The following is a 21,555-nucleotide window of genomic DNA, read 5'->3' on the forward strand; positions in this document are numbered from 1 at the left end:
CTGTTAAGCTTTCACCGCGGTACAGTAGGCGTTCGACATATCTGATATGGAATATTTACCGCATGGACGAGCGAATTCCCTGCAAAAACCCGCAATGCTCACATCACATTCTGCCAGCGACGGCTGCCCGCACGGAGGGTTATTGCATGCCCTGCGTCAATGCGCGCTATCGGCAAGAGCAGGAAGAATATATCCGGAAAAACAGAAAAACGATCGATGCGTTCAGCGGTATTAGCGACCCTGTTGAAATGCTTAAACTCGTTCATGAGCCCCGGGAACACGATCCGTTAATCGAATGGGTCCCCTGCCCCATTCCAACCGATGAGCTTTACAAAAAGCTCTCCGCTGATGAATGCCGCTACATGGCCGATTATGCAGAAGATTTATTTGATTCTGGTTACGAGGATGATGCACAGGAAATTGCTCTGTGCCTGGCGGCATTTACCCGGGCAAATCTGGATAATTTCTTACGCCTGGTAATAAATGAAGAGGAACTGGAGCTAGCTTCCCCCCTGCCTTTTCACCGCGCGCCGCCTGACGTACGCGATGCGCTTTTGCAGAAGGTTGAAACCGATGCCGAAAACCGTGACGGCATTCTTTGCGCACTGGCCTGGATTGGCGATGAGGTTGTCGTTGAGCGTTTTAACCGATGGCGTCAGGAACCACCTTCGTGGAGTGCTTCACTTTATGTCCTCCCTCATCACTATGCTCACCAGGCAGGATGGGAGCTCGCTGAAAATGGTAGCAGGCGCGATCTTTACTTCTCGCAATGTACCCATCTGGTAAAACAGGCGCCTAAACAACTCGCCGTTTTTCGCGCCGTCACAGAATATGGTGAGAACTGCCCGCACTGCTCCCTGCCGCTGATCAATCTGTTTGAGGTTGCGCCGGGCGCCGTCGGTCTCAACGCGGATTGCTGGCCCGAGAAAATTCGTATTCTGATCTGCCAGTGCTGTACGGTATATGACACCGTTTTCGCGACACTGGATCCCCAGGGTCAGCCGCGATGGTTCGAAAAAAATGCGATCTCGGCGCTGGCGGTGAAGAACTCCGCCGACTGGATAACGCTCCCGCTTGATATACTGCATCCTGGCGAAACGCGCTTGCCGCTGTTCGCCGCCGATCCCAATTTACCCACGACCTTTTCACAGCTCGGCGGTCATCCGGCCTGGGTTCAGGATGCGGAATATCCAAAATGTCCAACATGCGCGCAAACGATGATGTTCCTCGCGCAGATAAGTTATGAAGATATTGAGGAATACGCCGACGGGATGCTTTACGGGTTTATCTGCCCCACTTGCCGTACAACGGCGACATCTTATCAGCAAACATAAACGCTCAATCTTAGAGCCTGATGACAAAACTGTTTTGAATATTGTGCTCGCGTTTCTGCCGGGCGGCGGCTGATGCCTTGCCCGGCCTACGGATTCACAGCCGTCTGCAAGCCAATAGCCGCCTGCGGGTTACTGACTAAAAATAGACAAACGTTCACGGTATATTGCCCTTACTGGCTACGGGCTTGATGTCATACGCGGATCTCGTAGGCCCGGTAAGGCGCTAGCCGCCACCGGGCAATTGCCGAAACGCGCACGTTGTCAGCAACCGGAGAGCCTGCCCACCAACATCAAACGCACTGGCGCATCCTTTGATGCAGCGTCAGCGACGGTTTCTCGGCAAATAGCTGTTGATAATCGGTGGCGAACTGTCCCAAATGCCAGAATCCCCACTGCATCGCGGCATCTTTGACCGTCGCGCTTTGCGACCACGGGCTAATAAGCTCCCGACGTACCGCGTTTAAACGAATGCGCTTCAGCCACGCGTTCGGGCCAATCCCCAGAATGGCGTGAAAAGCATTTTGCAGCGTGCGGCGGCTAACATGCAGCTGATTACATAAGTCGAGAACGGTCAGCGGCTCCGACATATTCTCCAGCACATACTCTCGCGCCCGGGATAGTAGCCGTCGATAGCTTTGATGGCTGATGCTCTCGGCGGTGACCATCGGCTGCGCCTCTTCCAGCATCGCCCCCATCGCCAACAGCAGATTATCGCCCAGAACTTTGCGCACCGCAGGCTGATGAAGATTGTCCGGACTCTCGCTAAATGTCGCCAGCGCCTGCTGCACAAAGCCCCACAGCGCGGCTTTATGCTGCTCTTTCACCTCCAGCGCCGACTGGTTTCGCAGCATATGCAGCACTCTTTCCGGGTGATGCAGGAAGCTGGCCTGACGGGAAATCACATCCTCGGAGATAACCACCCCCAGAATGGTATAGTCATCCGGCGTACTTAATTCGAATTCCGTTCCGCCGGGCCGGGTGGCGATTTCAGCGCTACCAATACACTGCGAACCAATAAAGCCCTGCTCACCGCGCGTCGCCGGAATTCCGAACCAGAAGGAATTCGGCCACACCAGGCAGGATTGGCGCAGCGCCAGACCGGTATACTCACGGAACACCTGAATATCATCGAGAAGAATCTCAGTGAACTCACCGTGGAATTGCCCCGGATGCAGCTGATCGTAAATCTGCTGCCAGGCGGTAATCGTCAGAGCGTGCTCATAAACATCGGTAGTTCGCCGCTGGTGAATATTATCCACTTCCACCATCGGCGTAAGTTTAACGTCTTCGGGTAATGCTTCATGATAAAGATGGTGCAGGTTTGCCGGTTTTTTCTTTTTCATGATCTTTTGAGCCGGGGACCCTGTCGCGCTCCCGGCACCTCCGACTGGTTAATTTTTTAAGCGATAGCGACTACTGCGTTTACGCAACGCCCCGGCAGAAAAGAGCTGCTCCAGCGCCTTTCTGGCTTCTTCAAGCGACCAGCCGAAATGCGCGGCCACCTCCCCTGCCGTCATTCCCTGACGCACCGATGTCAGCAGCGCCACCAGAGCTTCTGATGACTCTGTCGTTGCAGGTGCCTCCGGCGTTTCCTGCTGGCGTTGAAAGCCGCTAATCAGCCGCTGGGTATCCTCTTCCGGTCGGCCAATTTCCCGGCGGCTAATAACACGGCCCGTGCGCTGTGCAGCAGCGCTTCCGGCATCCAGCGCCGCACGGCACGCCGCCAGATCGCCTTCAATCACCAGCGTCAGCCTCCCGGGGTCGAGAACTTCATGGCTGAGTAGACGCACGTTGGCCGCTTTCAGCATGGCATCCGCTGCGTCAACGGCGGCAACCATGCCATCCACTTCCAGTAATCCCAGCGCGTTGATCATCACAGCCCCCTTACGCGCGCTGGATTGGATGGCGGGCTATATCCAGAACGGCATCGGTAAAGGCGTTGCAGGCGGCTTTACAGGCAGCCTGGCTCCCGGTCAAAAACGCCGCCGAATAGTTGGTTTCTGACGGCGGTGGTACGTAGGTCACCAACTGGACGTCCGCTGATTTCAAGGCCGCATCGATACCAAACGTCGCTTCCAAAGGCGGCGCGACCAGATAAGCTAATGGGTCACCCAACGCGATGCCTGAAGTCGACGAGAGATACGAGCCGGTGCGCGAAACTACATGTGCGAGGAATGCCGTATCTTCGGCGTCATTGGCCCACTGAAACGCCGCACCGCCTTCAATATGCGCGACCATCGCATCCAGACCGGCGCGAACCTCCGCCGGGTTAGGGCCGCCCAGCATAATCAGCACTTCCCCCGCCGTCGGCGAAGGACCGTGAGCCGCCCCGGCGTACAGAGAACGGCCATAAACCACTTCCACCATTGCCTGTTTTGTCGCTTCGTCAGCGGCAATATAAGTCACGTCATCAGAATCTGCCGTGATGAGTCCGAGGCTACGTATATGTGGCGGTAATTTAAGTTCGCGCGCGAAACCGTCATTCACCGAAGCAATCACGCGCATGGCCGTCACCGAGGGGCGAATTAAATCTAATGCAGGCATGATGCCTCCTTAACGAGTCATGTTGATGCCGGAAGCCTTCTGCTCCAGCATGCGTTTGGCCAAATCGACAATCACCGCGGCCGCTTCTACCGGCGGCGTACCGCCCTGGTGAATATTCGAAATGCAGGTACGATCCGCTTCGACGGTAGTCGCCACGCGCGGAGAGTAAACGGCGTAGCAGGAGAGGCTTTCCGACTGCCCTAGCCCCGGACGCTCACCCACCAACAGGACAACGACTTTCGCACCGAGAATTTCGCCAATTTGATCTTCGATTTTGACGCGCCCGTAGCGCACAAAGAACGGCGTGCCGACCTTCAATCCAGCTTGTTTCAGGCCCGACAACAGCGGTGGCAGAATCTCTTCATAGTTGACGGTAATCGCGTCGGTCGAGAGGCCATCGGAAACCACCACCTGCACATCCGGGCTCATTACGCACTGCGTTTTAAGCGCTTCAATCGCTTCAGCACTCAGGCGACGGCCCATATCCGGGCGCGTCAGGTAGAGGTTTTTGTCGCTAATTTCTGAACGCACCTCCAGCAGGCCCTGGGTTTTCACCCACTCTTCCGGCACTTCTTTCAATACCGTATCTTTGGAACGCGAATGGTCGGCAAGAAAGCGCAACAGCGCGAGGGTGCGCGGACGTGGACCGGCACGACCGGTACAAACGCGCGCCACGGTGCTGCGCTTGAGCTCGGCCAGCACTTCCGCACGATGCGGCTGCTGCACGCCAATCCAGGCCTTGGCTTCAGGCGAACCTAAATCCAGTTCGCAACTCTCCGCGGCAACTTCACACTGGCTGGCGCACTTCGTCACCGCCGCCTGCGGCGCTGCCGCCGTGGTTTGCGGTTGTCCCATTGACGCCATCACGCTACGTACAATTTCTTCAATCTGCTTTTGATCCATCATGTGTCATCCCCGCGTCATCAAAAGAACAGTGACGGATCGCCCGCCCGTTTGGTCAGGCGACCGTTTGCCATAATGCCCATGGTTTCCAGCCAGCGTTCGAACTCCGGCGACGGCCGTAAATTCAGCAACTGACGGACGGTGGCGGTATCGTGAAACGCGGTGGTCTGATAGTTGAGCATGATGTCGTCGCCGAGCGGCATGCCCATGATGTAGTTGCAACCGGCGGTGGCGAGCAGAATCATCAGGTTTTCGTTGAGGTTCTGGTCGGCGTCAGCGTGGTTGGTGTAGCAGCAGTCGCAGCCCATAGAGATGCCGCTCAGCTTGCCCATAAAGTGATCTTCCAGACCCGCGCGGATAATCTGCCGGTCGTTGTAGAGATATTCCGGCCCGATAAAGCCCACCACGGTGTTAACGAGGAACGGATCGTAGTGCCGCGCCAGACCGTAGTTACGGGCTTCCATCGTCACCTGATCGGCACCGAAGTTCGCGCCAGCCGACAGCGCCGAGCCCTGTCCGGTTTCAAAATAAAGGCAGTTCTCCCCGGCGATACGGTTGAACTCCGCGCCAACCGCGCGCGCTTCATCCAACATCGCCAGCTCCACGCCGAACTCTTTTAAGCCCTTCTCACTGCCGCAGATACTCTGGAAAATCAATCCGCCCGGCGCGCCGCGACGAATCGCTTCGATCTGGGTGGTGACGTGCGCCAGTACGCAGCCCTGGGTCGGGATATTGAATTTGTCGATAACGCCGTAAACGGTATCGAGCACGCGGGTCAGGTTCTCCACGTCGTCGGTGACCGGGTTAACGCCAATCACCGCATCGCCCGCGCCGAAGGAGAGCCCTTCGTAGATTTGCGCGGCAATACTTTGCACATCGTCACGGGTATCGTTCGGCTGCAGACGGCAGCTAAAGGTGCCCGGCAGGCCGATGGTCGTGTTGGCTTTTTTGATCACCGGCATTTTCTTCGCGCCGTAGATCAGGTCAGCGTTGGAACTGATCTTCGCCACCGCCGCCACCACTTCGGAAGTCAGCCCTTTGCGCACAAACGCGATATCGTCGCTGGTCACTTCGTCGTTCAGCACGTATTCGCGCAAGTCGCTGATGGTCCAGTTCTTAATACGGTTATAGGCGGTTTCGTTGACATCGTCCTGAATCAGGCGCGTCACGCAGTCTTCCTCGTAAGGGATCACCGGGTTATTACGAATATCGGCGACCGTCATATCGGAGAGCACCTGCTTCGCCGCCACGCGCTGCTGCGAACTCTCCGCTGCCACGCCCGCCAGCACATCCCCCGAACGCAGTTCGTTGGCTTTAGCCAGCACCTCTTTTACATCCTTAAACTGATAAACATTGCCGAACAATGTGGTCTTTAGTTTCATAAGTCGTTCCCTCAGGAAGGAAATGCGAGTGATTTCACCGTCACCGGCACAACCGATCCGCCAAAAAGAGGCGTACCAATGTCGATATAGTCCCCCGCCCGGACGCTCACCTCATCGATGACCGCCAGCGGGAGTTGTTGTAACTGCGGGCGCAGCAGCATGCCCAGCGCCTTGCCAAAATCCTGCTCGGCTACCACCAGCAGGGGATGCGAGCAGGGGATGCGGATTGGGAAAACGCGCGATAAAGGCGACAAGCGCGTCAATAACCGTGAGCAATGCGGCGTAGCGCACCGGAAGCGATGCGGGAAGCGCCAGCACGTAAGCATCGGTTTGAGGATCCAGATCGAGCTGTACCAGCGCCTGCTGCCAGGCCGTCACGAGGTCAGCAGACTCAAGCGGGATCGCCACCGGCAGGTTACGAATCGGCAAAGTGACATCGTCCAGCCAGATGGTGCTGCCGGAGAGCGACAGCGTGTGCGCTCCCGCGCCAATCACCGTGGCACGTACGGTTTGCGCTGGAAACTGCACGTTCATTTCGCGCAGGCGCGGATGCTCATGCAGCGCCGTCGCCAACAGCGGCCCAATATCAGAAAAACAGAACGGATCGGCGGGCTGGTTGCGGTAGCACTCTCCCACCCCGCCGGAAAGGGTAATCACATCTGGCTTCTTATCGACGGGCAGCAATCCGGTTTGCATCAGCTTTTGCGCCAGTGGAGAGAGCGTACCGTCGATAACCTCGACGATAAGCGCCGCCATCCGTCGCGCCACCTGAATCAGCTGGGTAGCGTTAAGCGAACGGGCATCGGTGCCAGCACCAAAAACCTCATCGACAATCCTCTGTCCCGGCTGATGAGCGTGAACCACGCGCCCTTGCCCATCGGTCTCCAGCAGACGACCACCGACGTTCAGGCAGGCTGTACCGCTGACTTTTCCGGCATCAAACAGGGCGTAGTTCGAGGTACCGCCACCGATGTCGATGTTCAGCACCCGGCACAGGCGCTGTTCCGACAGGGTTTGCGCCCCGGCGCCGTGACCAGCAATCACCGACTCCAGATGCGGACCGGCGCTGGCCACCACAAAGTCCCCCAGCGACTGCGACAGCGCCATCACCGCCGGACGAGCATTGCGGGTTTTCGCACTCTCACCGGTGATGATGATTGCCCCGGAGTCCACCGATTCAGGCGCAATGCCTGCGGCCTGATACTGGGCCAGAATCAGCGCCTTAAGTTCAGCCTCCTTCAGACCGCCCTGCTTATCGACAGGGGTAAAGAAGACCGGGCTTTGCCAGCTAATTTCGCGTTTGATGAATTCGTAGCGCGGCACCTGCGACACCGCCGCACGGTTCACCAGCTCAAGGCGCGAGAAGATCACCTGAGTGGTGGTGGTGCCGATATCGATACCGACGCTCAGCAGCTGGCGCGTGTTCACGATTGCGCCTCCGCTTCGGTTTCTGCTGGTGTAGAAACGTTTTCATCTTTCGGCACCAACATCATCGCCACGCCAATTGCCGTCACGCCGCCGATCAGCTTGCCGACAATCATCGGGAAGATCATGGCGTTCATATTGGCGGCGGCGAAGCCTAAGTGGTCGCCCAGCGCAAAAGCAGCGGAGACCGAAAACGCGCAGTTGATGACTTTGCCGCGAGTATCCATGAGCTTCATCATGCCGAACATCGGGATGTTGTTGGCCAGCGTCGCGACCATACCAGCAGCAGCGATATTGTTAACTTTCAGCAGATTGCCGACGCGCATCAGCGGTTTTTCAAACCAGCGAGTCAGCAGCAATACCATCGGATAGGCACCGAGCAGTACGCAGGAGATGGATCCGATAACTTCAATGGCGCGCATCACTTCGCCTGGCTTGTCGTCGGCCGCCATAAAGATAGGGTCAAGACCGGGGATCAGATCCCAGCCAAGCAGGAATTTGATCACCGCAGCGGCAAGTCCGATGGTGATCAGCGCCACGAGGAACTTGGCGAAGATCTGGAAACCGTTGATCATTTTTTCCGGAATAAACTTCAGCCCCAGCGCCACCAGCGCAGCGACAATCAACACCGGGATCATGTTCATCAGGATCAGCGCGAAGGTGAACTCAACCGGCTGGCCGTTAACCTCAACACCGGAGTACATCGCAATCAGGCCACCCGCAATACAGCCGATCGGAATGGTGACAATCCCTGCCAGTACGCCCAGCGCCAGATAACGACGATCGGAGGGCTCGATAATGCCGAGCGCGACCGGTATGGAGAACACAATGGTTGGCCCCATCATGGAACCCAGAATCAGGCCGGAGTACATCCATGCTGCAATGTCGCCGCCTGCCAGCTCTTTGGCGAGGAAGAAGCCACCCATATCACAGGCCAGCAGCGTCCCGGCGAACATCGATGGGTTTGCACCGAGCATTTCATACAGCGGAATAATCACCGGCCCGAGCAGATGCGCCAGTACCGGAGCCAGCGCGGTCATACCGACCATCGCCAGGCCCAGCGCGCCCATCGCCATAAAGCCTTCTTCGAACTGACTGCCGGATCCCTCGATACTTTTACCTATCTTACCGAGGAAGCGCGCCGAGCCGCCGAACTGCGACAGGATCCTGTCCACGGCGGCAATCAGCATAAAGAACATCATGATGTACATGATGATTTCGTTAATTCCCATAGCCCTTACTCCCTGTCATTTATGGTTTGTAGATACTGTGAACACCTGGAACTCTTGAGTGATATGCCGGTGTTGTAGCCCGGACAGGCGCTACGCGCCGCCTCCGGGATAACCCTCCAGCCCGCATCATTCCCGGTGGCGCTTCGCTGACCGGGCTACGGGGTCACCGCAATCCTGTACTCCGGGAAATCGCATCATTGCGCCGCCGTATACAGCTGGATAATCTGCTCCTGGTTGGCGGTTCGCGGGTTAGTACGCAAACAAATATCCCCCAGCGCCGCCTGCGCCCATGCACTGAAGTGTTCAGGTAACGCTCCGGCATCCGAAAGCCGTTTGGTCAGGCCCACTTCGGCAATCAGCTCGCGTACGGCAGCAATTGCGTCGTGGTGATCGGTTTTCTTGCCGGTTAGCGCCCGGCCGATATGGCTAAAGCGTTCGCGGCATACCATGCGGTTAAATTCCATCACCGTCGGCAGCAGCATGGCGTTGGCCTGGCCGTGCGGAATGTGCAGCGCTGCGCCTGGCTGGTGCGCCATCGCGTGGCATAAGCCCAGACCGGCGCTGGAAAAAGCCATCCCGGCCATGCACGAGGCAAGCAACATGCTTTCGCGCGCAGCGAGGTCGTGCCCGTAGCCCACCGCTTTCGGCAGCGACTGGGCAATCATCGCAATCGCGCCAATCGCCAGGCTGTCGGTGAACGGCGTCGCGTTGAGCGCGCTGTAAGCTTCTATGGCATGAGTCAGCGCATCGATACCGGTCATCGCCGTCACGTGAGGAGGAACACCTTCAGTCAGCGCAGCGTCAAGAATCGCCACATCCGGCATCAGAGAAGCATGCGCCAGCACCTGCTTACGTCCGCTTACCGCATCGATAATCACCGTCACGTTGGTGGTTTCGGAGCCGGTTCCGGCCGTTGTCGGCACCGCAATCAGCGCCAGGCGCGGGCGCAATGCGCTGGTTTCGGTCATGGCGCTCAGCGTCTGATCAGGATTGGTTGCCAGCAGCGCGACCGCTTTTGCCGCATCCAGCACTGAACCGCCACCAAAGGCCACTACGCCGTCGCACTGCGATTCGCGCAGCTGCGCCACCGCCGCACAAACGTCGGTAATGCACGGCTCACCCAGCGGACACGGCCAGACGGTCATCGCCACGCCCTTCATCGCCAGACTGCGTTCAAGCCCGGCGGTCATTCCCGCTTGATGCAAAAAACTATCAACCATCACGAACAGATGGCTCAAACCGCGAGTTTGCGCTTCCTGCCCGCAGGTGCTGAGCGCGCCGAGGCCGCACAGCGTGACCGGCGGTACGCTAAAGGTTTTTACGCGTTGCAGATTCAGGGTATCGAATGCCTGAAAGAGCGCCGTCTGCAATTCAGCTTGCATAGATTCCCTCCGCTTTCTCTCTCCCGCTGCTGGCAATTGCCAGCGGGGTCATAAACAGGCTGTGCTGAGGCAAATGCACCTGCAATTCCGGGAAGCGCTTGCGAAACAGCGCATCCACGCCCGGCTGCATACAGGAGCCGCCCGCCAGCCATAAATCAGCAATTCCCTGCCCTTCAATATGGTGAGCAACAATCTCGGCCATCTTTTCGTATACCGGCTTCACCACCGGCCAGATCTCCTGAGCGTTGCTGCGCTTGTACTGCTCCGCTTCTTCCAGTTGAATACGGCGGTTTCCGGCAAGCGTCAGGGAGATGTGATGACCACCGGTGGCTTCGTCGGCGGAGTACGCCACCTCGCCTCGTTTGACGATAGCGATGCCGGTGGTACCGCCGCCGATATCCACCACGCCCGCGTTATCCAGTTGCAGCAGATCCGCCACCGCGGTCGGTTCATCCAGCACATGGCTGACTTCCAGCCCGGCGGACTCCAGCACATTGATCGAAATACGCGGATCGGTGCCCGGCGGAAACGAGGTCGCCGCGTGGGTAAAGCGGCAGCCAAGCTGCTGTTCGAGGGTGTCGAGATGGCGGCGCACGATGGTGACGGCACCGAAGAAATCCCAGACGATGCCGTCACGCACGACGTCAGCCCAGTCCAGGCACACCGCCACCGGCTGCCCTTCGCTGTCGACAACCATCGACACCACGTCGCAGGTGCCTAAATCCACGCCCAGCCACAGCGGTGATTCACTGGCGGCAGGCGTCTGATTACACAGGGCAGCCGCTTTTTGCAGCCTCGGGGTGAGCCAAAGTTGTTCGTCGTGCGCCATCTCTTTCACTCCTTATACGATGCGGAAGGCATCCACCAGCACACAGCGCCGCAGGCGAACGAAGGTGCGCGCACTGGTCACCCCTTCCCCGGTTGGCGTGGTAATGGTCATGGTGGTCCAGCCTTCACCGCCCAGTCCAAGCCCGGCAATGCACGGTCCGTTTTTAACGAAAATGCTGGTGTCGATGGCGTTGGCCATTTGGTTCATGTTGTCGATATTGCGCGAGTGCATCGCCGCCGTGTGATGGCAACCGCCTTCAAGCTGGACCGCCAGGGCGATGGCCTCTTCGACGTTGGCGACCCGCACCACAGGCAGCACTGGCATCATCAGTTCGGTCACCGCAAACGGATGGCTGGCTGAGGTTTCAACGAACAGCAGGCGCGTTTGCTCCGGGACGTTCAGACCGATGGCCGCGGCAATCTTGCCCGCATCGCGCCCGACCCAATCACGGCTGACGGTGCCTTTGCCGCGCTCATCGACATTTTTCAGCAGCACCGGCTGGAGCTGCTCGGCCTGAGCGGGAGTCAGTTTCACCGCATGTTGGCCTTCCATCAGGCGCATCAGCTCATCGGCGACGCTATCAACCACAATCAGCACTTTTTCATCGGCGCAGATGATGTTGTTATCAAACGACGCGCCTTTGACGATGGATTGAGCGGCGCGCGCCAGGTCGGCGGTCTCATCAACCACCACCGGTGGGTTACCGGCTCCAGCAGCAATCAGGCGTTTGTTGGTATGCTTGCGCGCGGATTCCACTACTGCTTCGCCGCCGGTGACGACCAGCAGGCCGATGCCGGGGTACTTAAACAGCCGCTGGGCAGTTTCGATATCCGGGTTCGCCACGGTGACCAGCAGGTTTGCCGGGCCGCCCGCCGCAACCACCGCCTGATTAAGCAGGCCGATCGCACGCTGAGAAACGCCTTTTGCTGCCGGATGCGGCGCAAAGACTACGCTGTTGCCAGCGGCAATCAGGCTGATGGCGTTGTTAATGACGGTCGCGGCCGGGTTGGTGGACGGTGTTACCGAAGCCACCACGCCCCACGGCGCGTTTTCAATCAGAGTCAGGCCGTTATCTCCGGTCAACACCTGCGGGGAGAGACACTCCACGCCCGGCGTACCGCGCGCCTGAGCGACGTTTTTGGCAAATTTATCGTCAACGCGTCCCATGCCGGTTTCAGTCACGGCAAGTTCCGCTAATTCCTGGGCGTGTTTTTCGCCCGCTTCACGAATGGCATGAATGGCAAGCTGGCGCATCGCCACGCTCTTCAGCCCCTGTTGGGCAACTTTCGCTGCCGCAACGGCGTCATCCAGGGAGGCAAAGACGCCCATTTCATGAACGGCGCCAGCAGGCTGACTGCTGTCTTTCATCTTCAGCAGTACCGCTTTGATGACCTGTTCAATATCCTGTTGATTCATTTTCTTATGCCCTATTTGTGAAAGATCACCTGACCACCAGCCACCGCTTCATCGACGATGCCAATCACGCACAGGTCGACGGGAGAGGATTCACGCGCATGCGCCTGGCGGGCTGAGCTACCGCTAACCAACAGCACCCACTCACCGGGCCCCGCGCCAATATTGTCGATAGCGACGGCGCTCTGCCCGTCGGGATTACCCTGGGCGTCAATCATTTCCACCATCAGCAATTTGTCGTGCGCCAGTCCCTGATGGCGGACGGTACAAACAATTTGTCCTGTGACGATTGCCAGTTTCATATCCGCCTCCGTGGCTTATTTCAGGTAAAGCAGTTCCCTGCCCTCCGTAGAGAGCCATTTGCAAAAGGGAGAACGTGACGCCAGCAGGTGACGTCACAGAGAGCGGTTACAGGTTGCTGCTGTCGCCTTTAAAGCTGATAGGAAACACTTCTTCCAGATCGCCATGCGGACGCGGAATAACGTGTACCGAGACCAGCTCGCCAATGCGCTGCGCCGCTGCGGCACCGGCATCCGTCGCGGCTTTACACGCCGCCACATCGCCACGCACCATGGCAGTACATAGGCCGCCACCGATCTGCTTCACGCCAACCAGCTTCACGCGTGCGGCTTTAACCATTGCGTCAGAAGCCTCAATCAGCGCAACCAGGCCCCGGGTTTCAATCATTCCTAATGCTTCCATTGTGTTTTCCTCTTAATCAAAGGGGGTCCAGAACGGGACCTATACAACGAGTGTTTGCGAGTCGTTTACCCGATTCGCGTCAGTCTGGCGCGGCACGGCTGCCACTAACGCCAGTTCGATAATTTCCTGCACGCTACAACCTCGGGAGAGATCGTGAAGCGGCGCGGCAAGCCCCTGAATGAGCGGCCCAACGGCGCGATAGCCGCCCAGCCGCTGGGCGATTTTGTAGCCAATATTGCCTGCCTCCAGCGATGGGAAGACCATCACGTTCGCATTGCCTTCAAGCGGGCTGGCGGGCGCTTTCTGCGCGGCGACATCCGGCACGAAAGCGGCATCAAACTGCAGTTCGCCGTCCACCATCAGCTGCGGCGCACGCTGGCGGACGATCTCGGTCGCCTGCTGTACGTTGGCAACATTGGGGTGGCGGGCGCTGCCGTTGCTTGAGAAAGACAGCATCGCGACGCGCGGCTCCTCGCCGGTAATGGCTCGCCAGGTGTCGGCGCTGGCGATAGCGATATCCGCCAGTTGCGCCGCCGTCGGTTGCGGCACCACGCTGCAATCGGCGAAGCCTAATGCCGGTCCGATGTACTGCGGCAGCATCAGGAAAATCGACGACAGCGTTTTGCAACCCGGCAGCAGGCCAATAATCCGCAATCCGGCGCGCAGCACGTTCGCCGTTGACGAAAGATTGCCAGCAATGCACACATCGGCCTTACCCGCGCTGACCATCGCGGCGGCGAACATCAGCGGGTCATTGAGTTTTTCCAGCGCATCCGGCGGCGTTTTCTCTCCGGCACGGGCCAGCCAGCGCTCGGCAAACGCTTCGCGCATGGACAGATTGCTGTGCGGGTCGATGACCTGAATACCGTCCATCGGCACGCGGTGGCTGAGCGCAAACTGGCGCAGAGCAAACGGACTGGCGACCAGAATCGGCCTTGCCAGCCCCTGCTGTTGCAGGTAGTGCGCGGCCTTCAGCACGCGAACATCCAGCGCGTCCGGGAAGACCACCCGAGCGGGTGAATGCAATGCAAGTTGGCGAGCGCGTTCAATAATCATTGCTCCCCTCCCAGGCGTTGTTGTATTTGGCTGACGGTGAGCGGATGCTTCGTGACGCACAGAATCATCATCACGTAAACGGTACTGGAGAGGCGGTTTAGCGCTTGCAGAATGTCCGGGCGCAATACCTCAAAACTGCGGCTAATAAAGACCTGGGCGGCAACCGTTTCTGCCTCACGCACCTTGGTACGCAACAGATTCAGCAGCGCGGCATCCCGCCCGTGGCTGGCTTCCGGCACCAGATGATCGTGGTCGAGATAGCGCAGCGGCTGATGGGAAAGCCGGTGCAACTCATCTTCGTTCAAGCCGACGATGGACTGCGCCGCCAGCGGTTCATCCATGGCGTCGGCGCGCATAATGTTGCCCAGACGCGAGCGAATATCCGCCAGCCACGGCTGCCACGGTTCCGCCAGTTCGATTTGCAGCCACACCGCCAGTGCGATAGTGCTATCGAGCACCGCGCGAAAGCCCAAACGCGGGTCGCTTTTGGCGACCATCTTGTCTGCCGTCAGATGGGTCAGCGTGTCGGGCTTTTTCACCACCGGCTGGCGACACAGCTCGCAGCACGCCTGCGGGTGCGTTTCGCTGCTGGTTAAGCCATGTACCGGCTGCGGCTGCTGTTGCTCATCATCAACAAACAGGCTTCCCTGCTCGTCGATAAACTTGATGCGCAGACGGCGGCTTTCCAGCAGTTCCCGAGCTGATGGCGTCAGGCGAGCATCGGCAGGCAGATGAATCTCTGCTCCTTCGCTGAGCGTGTGGTTTGCTCTGAGCCAGGCTTCGGTGATGAAATCTTTCATAGTGATTGCCAGTTCGCAGGCCAGGCAACGTACAGGAAGCGCACGCTCGACGGAGTGCCAAACTCGATGCTCGAACCTTTCGGGATGAACATCACGTCACCGGCTTTGGCAATCATGGTTTCGCCTTCATGGCGCACGTGCAGCTCGCCCTCCAGCACCATATCAACCTCGTCGTAATTCAGCGTCCACGGGAAAAAAGCGTTTTCCCACTGCATAAACCCGGCGGCCATGCTGCTGCCGTCCTGGTCGGTGACTAAGTCCGTTAAGCCGACGCAGTGCGGTTCAGCACCGTCGAAGCGGCCAAACTTGACGCTGCTGCCGTCAATGACTTTTACGCCACCTTTGCCGGTGACCGATTTAAAGCTGGGCTGCATATCGCCCTGCGCCAGCGACTGTTTCTCCTTCATCACCTTGTCCATCAACTGCGCGACCAGACTTTCGGTAAACTGTCCTTCCGGCAGCTGCGCGATGATGGTTTCACGGATGCGCTGGCTTTCGGTTTTCTCCTCTGCCACCGGTGCCGCCACCGCAGGTGTGGATTCATCGCATTCGGTAATGGCGACGCCCAGCAGATCCGCTACTTCGCGGGCCTCCGGGGTGATGATGCTGGCGCGCAGAACAACCGATATCTTCTGTTCACCACGTGCGTGGGCCGCACGAATATCGTTAGCTGTGATGAGTTTCTTCACCTGCCCCTTCCTCCTTTTGGCTGAGCTCTGTCAGATAATCCACCAGGTGCTGTACGCTTTGCGGGTCGTGGCCGTTGAGTTCAAAAATCGGCTCCTGAAACCCCATTGCGTGAAGTAACCGTCGCGTTGCGGCAACGTCGGCATCCGGCATATCCGTTTTGCTGATTGCGGCGATTTGTCGTTTACTGGTGCCGATATCCAACAGCCCGGCAGGTAAGCGACTCTCTTTGTCATTGGCTGCATGGACATAAATCAGCGTGTCCACATCCTGTAGCGTGGTAATTAACGCGTGATACCAGCGCGGATGACTGAAATATTCCCCTGGCGTGTCGATATCGCCACTTTCATTAAATTCTACGGCCTGCGTTTTCCTGGCGAGGGAATAATTCCCCTGCAACGCGTTAAATAGCGTTGTTTTCCCCGCGCCCACCGTACCGACAAATGCAATACGTTTCATCGCCGCCTCTAATTAGCTTTTTGTTAACTCGCAGAGGGTATAATTTAATAATCTGCCCAGTCCGCTAACCGTTTGCAGTAGCGCCTCTTCTACCGCGCCAACCGAACCATAGATAACCAGCGCGCCGCTAAATCTGTCGAGAAAACCGATATGCACATCGGCGGCCTTCATCGCCAAATCACCAGCGATCATGGCGGTTTCTCCAGGGGTTAAGGTCATAATGCCGATAGCGCCGGATTCGGGAACGCCGATCTTTTTCGCCAGTTCCTCGCCAGGGTGCGCAATCAGATGCGCCAGCGTAACCTGCTTTCCTGGTACAAATTCCTGAATGATGCGTTCTTTATCCATGGCTCACTGCTCCGCTAAAATCTGGGCTCATGGTGACAAGATTTTGCTGGAGTAAATAACAAATTTCGGCAAGCTGATTTAAAAGGTGAGGTAGATCACTAAGAAAATAAAATAAAAATAAGGGCTAAAAATCAGGGTGAGGTGATTAATTAATGCGGGGAGAGTGTGCGTATAAAAAATGCCGCATGAAGGACTTCACGCGGCATCATCATTATTTTTCAAACTATTCTTTTGTCACCGCAGGAGCCTCGTAGCCGCCCCCCAGCGATTTCATTAGCTGAATATTCTGGATAACCCGCTGGGTGTCCAGGATAAACAGCGATATCTCTTCCGCCAGAACGGGAAGTCGGGCTTCGGTTGCCTGTAAGCGGCTTCCCAGACCACGTTTAAAGGCGGCCTCAGCGGCAGCCTGCGTATAGCGCATCGCCTCAACCCGGTCCAGTTGCATCCCACGTTCTTCATTCAAGGTCTGCAAACGCGTACCGTTAATCGCAACATCGCGCACGGCGTCGAGCACCTGTTGATTATAGCGTTCAATCATCATGTTACTGGCGGCCCGGGTGTGCTGCAGGTTGGCATTGAGACGCCCGCCATCGAACAGCGGCAGTCGCAAGCCAGGAATGAAGTTAATCTGCTTGCTGGTACTTTTAAACAGCTGGTCGAGATGAATTGCATCCAGGCCAAAGAACGCTTTGATATCGAAACTCGGATAGAACAGCGCGCGAGCAGCATCCACCTGGCTTAGCGATGCCTGCACGTACCAGCGCATTGCCTGTAAATCAGGACGCCTGGCGAGCAATTCATACGAGAGCGTTGGTGGAAGACCGGTTTGTATCTGCGGCAAAGCAATCGGCTTAATCTCAGGTAAATCGCTGGCACCGGCACCGATCAGCGCCCGCAGCGACTCACGCGTTTCTTTGATTTGCCCTTTTACCGCCGCGATCTGTTTGTCCACCGCCAGCATCTGCGCTCTGGCGCCGTGGTACGGCACCTTCGCTTCCAGCCCGTGGGCGACTTTGCTCTGGTGAGCTTTCACCGCGAAATCAATAACGTCACGAGTTTGTTGCAGCAGATCAAGCATCTGATAGCTGGCCTGCATGCTGTAATAAAGCTGCGCTACGCCAGCGCTGAGAGACAGCTCAACCGCCGCCGTCTCAGCAAGCGCGGCGTTTTGCGCGCCGATGGCCGCCGCCACCGCTGAACGATGCACGCCCCACAGATCAAGATCCAGACCGGCAAACAACCCCACCGTCGCTTCAGTATAGTAAGGGCCATCCATACCGAGCTTTGGCGCATCCATCGCATAAGGGCTAAGGAAGCCGTTGGCCGAAACCCGTTGCCGGTTGACCATCCCTAATGCGGCAACCTGGAGCCGCGATCCGGCCTCTAACAGATCGGCCTGCGATTGTGCCTGCTCTTCGCGCAGTTTCGCCTCAGCCAGCGTATGCGAGCCGGAAAGCGTGCGCTGAATAAGATTGTCCAGCTGCGGGTCGTTAAACTGACGCCACCATTGCGCCTGCGGCCACCCCTGGCTGGCGAGATGAATATCATCGACCAGTTTGATTTGATCGGGCTGAATAGACTGATGCTGGGCAGAATCTTTGCGTATCAGCGCGCAACCAGTGAGCGCTGTGGTGCTGGCAAGAATGCCGCAAAGTAGTAATCGCGGAAGGTTACTGGTCATAGTTGAGAGACTCCTTGCACCGGCTCTCTGGCTGGCGAGTGATCCGTGTGGGTCCAGTCGGGTAAACGGATCATCTGCTGCATGACGCATTGCTCCTGTTTGTCTAACCCGGATAATTTTTCCAAAGAGGAGGATGAGAGCGCGATATCAGGAGGTGAACTCGTGCCGCTCGTCAGGCCCTGCGCGTATTTTTCTAACGCATCGGCAAAACGGGCCGCTCTCGCCTGCTGCGCTTCATCGTCCAGCATCCCGGCATGCTCCCAGGTCATTTCCCAGGCATAAAGAATTTCTCGCCCCTGGTGAATAACCTGCTGGCCGTAATTAACCAGCCTGATGCGCTCATCGGCATCCAGATGACGCTCTAATGCCACCCGCTCGCAGATTTCCTCGCAGCCGCTGATGGTGGCCAGAAAACCGATGCGCAGTTGCAAATAGTTGCGCTGAGCCACCGCATCCTGCGGGCGCGGAATACGCATCAGTTTACTGAGTATCCCCAGCGCGCCCGCCAGCTTTTTCGGCAGCACGCCCGCTTCGCTTTCTGGCCAGATGAAGGTGTAGACAACGGCTGAAACCGCAGTGCCAATCAGGATCCCGATAGCACGATCGCGTACTTCAACCAGGTCGTAGATCGGACCGAATGCGTTCTCAAGCGTTGCCAGTGCAAAAGTGACGACCATCTGCGTACCGATGTAGGACGAGCGTTCCGAGCCGGTGGCGATCCACGCGCCAAGCAGAAATATCGGTGCCAGAACGCACAATAATTCAACGATACCGTCTAGCCAGGGCATGATAAAAATCGTCACCAGCAGCGCTAACATTGCGCCACATAGCGCACCGCCAAAGCGCAACACCATTTTCTGATACGACGAAGCAATACTGGCATTCGCCACAATAATGCAGGTCAGCATACAGGTGTGGATGCCTTCCCAATCGACGCCGGAATAAAAGACATAGCAAATCATGCATGCCAGCAGCGTTTTCAGGGCATAGCGGATATAGACCGGGTTGGTAAACGCATCGGCAGCCATTGACGGCTGCTTCGCTGGCGGGGTTGGCGGCGTGTCGGGATCCATATGTCCCAGCTGTAGCAACATCTGGCAGAGCGTTTGCAGACCACACGCCTGCGCGACGGCGCTCTCGTCAGCGCTGAGATGCCATTCACTACGCCAGGGTTCACCCTGAGCAATCGCATTTTGCAGCCCGGCAATTTCACCGCGCAGCTTACTGATTAACTCGCCAGTTGCCTTGTTGCCGGGTATGGCCGAAATATCAAAGCGGTTAAGCGTAGCATATATCCAGGTCACCGTTGTGACACATGTCTGCCACCAGGCGCTTCTTGCGCGCCAGTCAGCATCATCAGCCATGCAAAAGACGTTAAGCTTTTGCAGAGCCAGCGCTTCTTTCTCAATGTTTTTTTCTGCCAGAGGCGGAACGGAGGACGTCAAATGGCTAACCGCGTCATCCAGCCTCTCACAAAGCGCCGTGCGCATCTGCTGAACCGCCCGGCTGGGAAACCACAAAACGCCGGTCAGCACCATCAGCAAGGTGGGATAGAGGCCAACCACGATACACCACAGCGTTAAACGCAGTACGATATCCGGATAATCGAGCATCCCCGGAAAGGTTTGGCCATATACCGCCACAATGGCAACGGCGAAAAAGACCAGGCCCAGGCGATGGGTGCGCATCATAAACATGCTTCCCAACACAATCAGGCTGGCAATACCCATGCGTAGTAACGGATAGCTGTAGGTCCATTTGTAGATCAGCAGCAGGCTACAAATCTCAAGCACGGTGGCGACCACAAACAGAATCGCCACAAATTTGGTATAAAAGGCGTTGGACTGAATACCGTAAAACAGCACCGCCAGCGATATTGCCAGGAATGGGATTTCAAAGGTCATTGAAACCAGCACCACCACCAGGCAATTCACCCATAGCAGCATCGTCTGATGGGTCCGCCCCGGACGCCGCTCGCTTAGCTCCTCATGAAAGAATGCCAGCAGCCGGACCCATGACATCGGTAAATAATTGAGGGCGCGCATTATTGCGGCTCGAGCGTTGCGACAGCCGAAGCGCCAATACGAAACATCTCTGCGTCCGGTTTATCCACCATAATTTTCACCGGAAAACGCTGCGCCACGCGGACCCAGTTAATTGAGCGGGATACGTGCGGTAATCCTCCCAGCACAATGCCGCCATCATCGGGCAGCACCCCGTAGCCAATCGAATCTACTTTCCCCTGGAAGGTTCTGCCAGAATCGCTCATCAAATGAATAGTTGCGGGAACGCCCGGACGAATATTTTTTAAGTCCGTCTCGCGAAAATTAGCGATGACATACCACTGGCGTGTGTCGATCAGGGTAAATACGGGCTTCATTGCTGAAGCAAACTGGCCGACGGACGTTTTCAGAGAAACTATCCGTCCATCAAAAGGTGCACGAACAATCGTCATATCCAGATAGAGCTTAGTCAGGGCGATATCAGCCTGTACAACCTCACGCTGGGCTACCAGTGCGTCAACTCCGCTCACGGCGCTGGCCGCCTGCTGTGCCTGGAGTAAAATAGCATTGAGATCGGCCGCGGCGGCCCGCTGCGCCGTTCTGGCGCGGTCAACATCTTCCGCCGAGACAAAGCCTTCCGATAACAAAGGCTCGGTGCGGCGCAATGTATCGCCCGCCTGTTTTGCCGCGGCGCGCGCTTTTGCAACTGCCGCCTGAACGGAATCAGCACCGTATTTTTGTGCATCTACGCTGCGCTGGGTCAGCATAATCTGCTTATCAAGCGCGGCAAGCGCGGCTTCAGCCTTCGCCAGATTGGCTTGATACTGGCGCGGATCGATGCGGAAAAGCAGATCCCCCTGCTTGACCGGCTGGTTATCTTTTACCGCTAGCTCGACAATGCGCCCACTGACTTCGGGTACAACGTCAATGGTATCCGCAGCGGCATAGGCATCATTTGTTGACGGCGAACTGTCCACTCGCCAAATCACAAACACCAACACGACCAACGTCAGTAGTACCAGAATCAAGGCCGGTATTTTTTTACCCGGCGATTTTTTCAGTGAACTTTCCATGAGGGCATCTCAACATGAATTAAAAAAATACCAGCCAGAACAGCATGGAGTAGAGGACAAAAAGGCTGGTATACACAATAGCGGGGAATCCCGGCCGTATATTTCTGTAAGTAATCAATCGCCGGGTGAGCAATGTCAGAAGAACGCCCATAATAATGCAAAATAGCCAACCAGGATAATAGGCGCCGATAACGGGAATAGCGGGCGACAGGGTACATCCTGTTAATAATATCGCTGGTGTAAGCCAGAAAAATTTTTCTATTTGCGTCACAATACGGGATTTAAATGTTTGCATAATG

21 protein-coding genes and 1 pseudogene are annotated in these 21,555 nt (G+C 57.1%); 1 reads left to right on the plus strand and 21 read right to left on the minus strand.

Going from position 1 to position 21,555, the window contains the following annotated elements; all coding sequences use genetic code 11:
- Positions 1-62: 62 nt before the first annotated feature.
- Positions 63-1,334: a DUF1963 domain-containing protein gene (locus HV127_RS28095; protein ID WP_182240251.1), complete on the plus strand. Its 1,272-nt coding sequence runs from the start codon at positions 63-65 to the stop codon at positions 1,332-1,334.
- A gap of 290 nt (positions 1,335-1,624) precedes the next feature.
- Here the strand turns inward: HV127_RS28095 and eutR are convergent, their stop codons facing one another.
- The 21 genes and pseudogenes from eutR to HV127_RS28200 all read right to left on the minus strand — a co-directional run bounded on the left by eutR (position 1,625) and on the right by HV127_RS28200 (position 21,551).
- Positions 1,625-2,677, minus strand: a complete 1,053-nt coding sequence (gene eutR, locus HV127_RS28100) for an HTH-type transcriptional regulator EutR (RefSeq protein WP_181485382.1) — start codon at positions 2,675-2,677, stop codon at positions 1,625-1,627.
- A 48-nt stretch (positions 2,678-2,725) separates the two neighbouring features.
- Entirely contained in the window at positions 2,726-3,208 is a 483-nt protein-coding gene (eutK, locus tag HV127_RS28105; RefSeq protein ID WP_110272181.1) for an ethanolamine utilization microcompartment protein EutK, read from the minus strand.
- A 10-nt stretch (positions 3,209-3,218) separates the two neighbouring features.
- A complete protein-coding gene (gene eutL, locus HV127_RS28110) occupies positions 3,219-3,878 on the minus strand; it encodes an ethanolamine utilization microcompartment protein EutL (RefSeq protein ID WP_110272180.1) in 660 nt (219 codons plus the stop codon).
- Between the two features lie 9 nt (positions 3,879-3,887).
- Positions 3,888-4,781 carry an ethanolamine ammonia-lyase subunit EutC gene (eutC, locus tag HV127_RS28115; RefSeq protein ID WP_182240877.1) on the minus strand — a complete coding sequence of 298 codons (894 nt, stop codon included), beginning with the start codon at positions 4,779-4,781 and terminating at the stop codon, positions 3,888-3,890.
- 20 nt (positions 4,782-4,801) lie between these two features.
- Complete coding sequence (eutB, locus tag HV127_RS28120) at positions 4,802-6,163, minus strand: ethanolamine ammonia-lyase subunit alpha (RefSeq protein WP_112212898.1); 1,362 nt, start codon at positions 6,161-6,163, stop codon at positions 4,802-4,804.
- An 11-nt stretch (positions 6,164-6,174) separates the two neighbouring features.
- Positions 6,175-7,591, minus strand: a pseudogene (gene eutA, locus HV127_RS28125) (ethanolamine ammonia-lyase reactivating factor EutA).
- The gene (eutH, locus tag HV127_RS28130; RefSeq protein WP_182240253.1) at positions 7,588-8,820 is read right to left on the minus strand and encodes an ethanolamine utilization protein EutH; all 1,233 of its coding nucleotides are present in this window, start codon (positions 8,818-8,820) and stop codon (positions 7,588-7,590) included. The pseudogene eutA and the gene eutH overlap by 4 nt, the downstream one beginning before the upstream one ends.
- A 194-nt stretch (positions 8,821-9,014) precedes the next feature.
- Complete coding sequence (gene eutG / locus HV127_RS28135) at positions 9,015-10,202, minus strand: ethanolamine utilization ethanol dehydrogenase EutG (RefSeq protein ID WP_182240255.1); 1,188 nt, start codon at positions 10,200-10,202, stop codon at positions 9,015-9,017.
- The gene (eutJ, locus tag HV127_RS28140; protein WP_182240257.1) at positions 10,192-11,031 is read right to left on the minus strand and encodes an ethanolamine utilization protein EutJ; all 840 of its coding nucleotides are present in this window, start codon (positions 11,029-11,031) and stop codon (positions 10,192-10,194) included. The genes eutG and eutJ overlap by 11 nt, the downstream gene beginning before the upstream one ends.
- Before the next feature lie 12 nt (positions 11,032-11,043).
- Positions 11,044-12,447 carry an aldehyde dehydrogenase family protein gene (locus tag HV127_RS28145; protein ID WP_182240259.1) on the minus strand — a complete coding sequence of 468 codons (1,404 nt, stop codon included), beginning with the start codon at positions 12,445-12,447 and terminating at the stop codon, positions 11,044-11,046.
- 11 nt (positions 12,448-12,458) lie between these two features.
- Positions 12,459-12,746 carry an ethanolamine utilization microcompartment protein EutN gene (eutN, locus tag HV127_RS28150; RefSeq protein ID WP_110272173.1) on the minus strand — a complete coding sequence of 96 codons (288 nt, stop codon included), beginning with the start codon at positions 12,744-12,746 and terminating at the stop codon, positions 12,459-12,461.
- A gap of 106 nt (positions 12,747-12,852) precedes the next feature.
- Positions 12,853-13,146: an ethanolamine utilization microcompartment protein EutM gene (eutM, locus tag HV127_RS28155; RefSeq protein WP_110272172.1), complete on the minus strand. Its 294-nt coding sequence runs from the start codon at positions 13,144-13,146 to the stop codon at positions 12,853-12,855.
- A 39-nt stretch (positions 13,147-13,185) separates the two neighbouring features.
- A complete protein-coding gene (gene pta / locus HV127_RS28160) occupies positions 13,186-14,202 on the minus strand; it encodes a phosphate acetyltransferase (protein WP_181485373.1) in 1,017 nt (338 codons plus the stop codon).
- The gene (gene eutT / locus HV127_RS28165) at positions 14,199-15,002 is read right to left on the minus strand and encodes an ethanolamine utilization cob(I)yrinic acid a,c-diamide adenosyltransferase EutT (RefSeq protein WP_182207516.1); all 804 of its coding nucleotides are present in this window, start codon (positions 15,000-15,002) and stop codon (positions 14,199-14,201) included. Before eutT ends, pta begins: the two co-directional genes overlap by 4 nt.
- Complete coding sequence (eutQ, locus tag HV127_RS28170) at positions 14,999-15,691, minus strand: ethanolamine utilization acetate kinase EutQ (RefSeq protein ID WP_182240261.1); 693 nt, start codon at positions 15,689-15,691, stop codon at positions 14,999-15,001. The genes eutT and eutQ overlap by 4 nt, the downstream gene beginning before the upstream one ends.
- A complete protein-coding gene (gene eutP / locus HV127_RS28175) occupies positions 15,669-16,148 on the minus strand; it encodes an ethanolamine utilization acetate kinase EutP (RefSeq protein ID WP_110272168.1) in 480 nt (159 codons plus the stop codon). The genes eutQ and eutP overlap by 23 nt, the downstream gene beginning before the upstream one ends.
- Positions 16,149-16,160: 12 nt before the next feature.
- Complete coding sequence (gene eutS / locus HV127_RS28180) at positions 16,161-16,496, minus strand: ethanolamine utilization microcompartment protein EutS (RefSeq protein ID WP_110272167.1); 336 nt, start codon at positions 16,494-16,496, stop codon at positions 16,161-16,163.
- Positions 16,497-16,719: 223 nt separating this feature from the next.
- Positions 16,720-18,180 carry an MdtP family multidrug efflux transporter outer membrane subunit gene (locus HV127_RS28185; protein ID WP_182240263.1) on the minus strand — a complete coding sequence of 487 codons (1,461 nt, stop codon included), beginning with the start codon at positions 18,178-18,180 and terminating at the stop codon, positions 16,720-16,722.
- Entirely contained in the window at positions 18,177-20,225 is a 2,049-nt protein-coding gene (mdtO, locus tag HV127_RS28190) for a multidrug efflux transporter permease subunit MdtO (protein WP_182240265.1), read from the minus strand. The genes HV127_RS28185 and mdtO overlap by 4 nt, the downstream gene beginning before the upstream one ends.
- Positions 20,225-21,256, minus strand: coding sequence for a multidrug transporter subunit MdtN (mdtN, locus tag HV127_RS28195; RefSeq protein WP_182240267.1), 1,032 nt, complete (start codon positions 21,254-21,256; stop codon positions 20,225-20,227). Before mdtN ends, mdtO begins: the two co-directional genes overlap by 1 nt.
- Before the next feature lie 19 nt (positions 21,257-21,275).
- On the minus strand, positions 21,276-21,551 hold the full coding sequence (locus HV127_RS28200) for a YtcA family lipoprotein (RefSeq protein WP_182240269.1): 276 nt from the start codon (positions 21,549-21,551) through the stop codon (positions 21,276-21,278).
- Positions 21,552-21,555 lie beyond the last annotated feature (4 nt).

The organism is Klebsiella sp. RHBSTW-00215 (assembly GCF_014103785.1).
Lineage (GTDB): Bacteria > Pseudomonadota > Gammaproteobacteria > Enterobacterales > Enterobacteriaceae > Klebsiella.

Excerpts from the sequence above, each read along its gene's own strand:
- eutS (WP_110272167.1), bottom strand. The coding sequence starts at position 16,496 with ATGGATAAAGAACGCATCATTCAGGAATTTGTACCAGGAAAGCAGGTT.
- eutN (WP_110272173.1), bottom strand. The coding sequence starts at position 12,746 with ATGAAACTGGCAATCGTCACAGGACAAATTGTTTGTACCGTCCGCCAT.
- HV127_RS28185 (WP_182240263.1), bottom strand. The coding sequence starts at position 18,180 with ATGACCAGTAACCTTCCGCGATTACTACTTTGCGGCATTCTTGCCAGC.
- pta (WP_181485373.1), bottom strand. The coding sequence starts at position 14,202 with ATGATTATTGAACGCGCTCGCCAACTTGCATTGCATTCACCCGCTCGG.
- eutG (WP_182240255.1), bottom strand. The coding sequence starts at position 10,202 with ATGCAAGCTGAATTGCAGACGGCGCTCTTTCAGGCATTCGATACCCTG.
- eutP (WP_110272168.1), bottom strand. The coding sequence starts at position 16,148 with ATGAAACGTATTGCATTTGTCGGTACGGTGGGCGCGGGGAAAACAACG.
- eutL (WP_110272180.1), bottom strand. The coding sequence starts at position 3,878 with ATGCCTGCATTAGATTTAATTCGCCCCTCGGTGACGGCCATGCGCGTG.
- eutB (WP_112212898.1), bottom strand. The coding sequence starts at position 6,163 with ATGAAACTAAAGACCACATTGTTCGGCAATGTTTATCAGTTTAAGGAT.
- HV127_RS28145 (WP_182240259.1), bottom strand. The coding sequence starts at position 12,447 with ATGAATCAACAGGATATTGAACAGGTCATCAAAGCGGTACTGCTGAAG.
- HV127_RS28200 (WP_182240269.1), bottom strand. The coding sequence starts at position 21,551 with ATGCAAACATTTAAATCCCGTATTGTGACGCAAATAGAAAAATTTTTC.
- eutH (WP_182240253.1), bottom strand. The coding sequence starts at position 8,820 with ATGGGAATTAACGAAATCATCATGTACATCATGATGTTCTTTATGCTG.
- eutC (WP_182240877.1), bottom strand. The coding sequence starts at position 4,781 with ATGGATCAAAAGCAGATTGAAGAAATTGTACGTAGCGTGATGGCGTCA.
- eutR (WP_181485382.1), bottom strand. The coding sequence starts at position 2,677 with ATGAAAAAGAAAAAACCGGCAAACCTGCACCATCTTTATCATGAAGCA.
- HV127_RS28095 (WP_182240251.1), top strand. The coding sequence starts at position 63 with ATGGACGAGCGAATTCCCTGCAAAAACCCGCAATGCTCACATCACATT.
- eutT (WP_182207516.1), bottom strand. The coding sequence starts at position 15,002 with ATGAAAGATTTCATCACCGAAGCCTGGCTCAGAGCAAACCACACGCTC.
- mdtO (WP_182240265.1), bottom strand. The coding sequence starts at position 20,225 with ATGCGCGCCCTCAATTATTTACCGATGTCATGGGTCCGGCTGCTGGCA.
- eutJ (WP_182240257.1), bottom strand. The coding sequence starts at position 11,031 with ATGGCGCACGACGAACAACTTTGGCTCACCCCGAGGCTGCAAAAAGCG.
- mdtN (WP_182240267.1), bottom strand. The coding sequence starts at position 21,256 with ATGGAAAGTTCACTGAAAAAATCGCCGGGTAAAAAAATACCGGCCTTG.
- eutM (WP_110272172.1), bottom strand. The coding sequence starts at position 13,146 with ATGGAAGCATTAGGAATGATTGAAACCCGGGGCCTGGTTGCGCTGATT.
- eutK (WP_110272181.1), bottom strand. The coding sequence starts at position 3,208 with ATGATCAACGCGCTGGGATTACTGGAAGTGGATGGCATGGTTGCCGCC.